Here is a 1,533-nt window from a genome sequence, read left to right on the forward strand (position 1 = left end):
CCGCGGTCTGGCGGCCGAGCGTGATCGCGTACTCGACGTCGTCGTGCCTGCCGAGCACGGTGTCGATCTCGCCGAGCTCGATGCGGAAACCGCGGATCTTCACCTGGAAGTCCGAGCGGCCCACGTACTCCACAACCGGTGTGCCAGAACGGTCACGACGCCAGCGGACCACGTCACCGGTACGGTACAGACGCTCGCCAAGAACCCCATAGGGATCGGCGACGAATCGTTCGGCAGTCAAGGCCGGTCGCGCGAGATAACCACGCGCCAACTGCATTCCGCCGATGTACAGCTCACCAGTAACGCCTTCGGGCACTGGGCGCAAGCGTGCATCGAGCACCAGTGCTCGCATACCGCGAATCGGACCACCGATCGTCACCGGATCGCCTGGCAGCAGCTGACCGCTAATGTTGGTGGCTATCGTCGCCTCGGTCGGGCCGTAGGCGTTGTAGAAGCGGCGGTCACCCGAATTATCGACCGAGGACCACTTGGCGACCAACTCTGCCGATACCGCCTCGCCACCAGCGATGATCACCTGCATGCTGGTAAGGGCAGCTGGATCCATCGAGGCCAGTACCGATGGTGTGATCAGACCGACCGTGACGCGCTCGCGAACGATCAGCTCACCCAGCTCTTCACCACCGTAGGTGCCGGGCGGCACCACCACGAGTGCGCCAGCCGATCCGACGGCCAGCAGCAGTTCGAGTACGGAGGCGTCGAAGGACGGGGATGCGAACGCCAGTGCCCGCGAATTCCGATCGAGGCGATACCGTTCCACCTGTTCAGCGCTCAAGTTGGCCACACCGGCGTGGGTGACCGCCACCCCCTTGGGCAAACCGGTGGAACCGGATGTGTAGATCACGTACGCGATGTTGTGCGCCCGGATTACACTGCGCCGCTCGGAATCGCTGATTGGAAGTTTTGGCCACGTCTGGATTTCAGCCCCCAGCGCTGGATCATCCATGGCTATCCAGCTTTGACCACCTGTGAGCGGAGGCAGTGCATCAGCTTCCGCCACGACCGTGAGGCCGAGTTGTGCACCTGAATCGGACACCATATGCGCAACGCGGTCTGCGGGGTAAGCCGGGTCCACCGGCAGGAATGCGGCACCCGACTTCGCAACCGCCCACACTGCCAGCACCGACTGCATAGACCGCGGAAGCGCCACCGCCACGATCACATCCGGACCAGCTCCCCGATCGATCAGGATCCGCGCCAATTGCGTAGAGATAGCGTCGAGCTGCGCGTACGTCATGGAGCGGCCCTCAAAAATAACTGCCGAACCATCCGGATTCGTGGCCGCGGCAGTCGCCATGAGATCCGGCAGCGTGCGCGACGATTCTGCTGGACTACCGACTCGGGCGAGCAGATCGGTACGCTCTGATTCCTCAAGGACCTCCAGGTCCCCGATCGGGGTCTCCCGGTCGGTGGCGATCGCGGACAGCAGCCTGGTGAACCGCTCCGCGAACACCCGCACGGTCTGGTCGTCGAACAGGTCGCGCGCGAAGGAGAACTCCGCGTACATGCCCGCGT

General features: G+C 63.9%; 1 protein-coding gene. It reads right to left on the reverse strand.

Annotated features, from left to right (window positions below; genetic code table 11):
- Positions 1 to 1,533, reverse strand: a 1,533-nt coding sequence (locus IU459_RS37120; protein WP_195134250.1) for an amino acid adenylation domain-containing protein, incomplete at both ends; no start/stop codon positions are given.

Source organism: Nocardia amamiensis (genome assembly GCF_015477605.1).
Taxonomy (GTDB): Bacteria; Actinomycetota; Actinomycetes; order Mycobacteriales; family Mycobacteriaceae; genus Nocardia; species Nocardia amamiensis_A.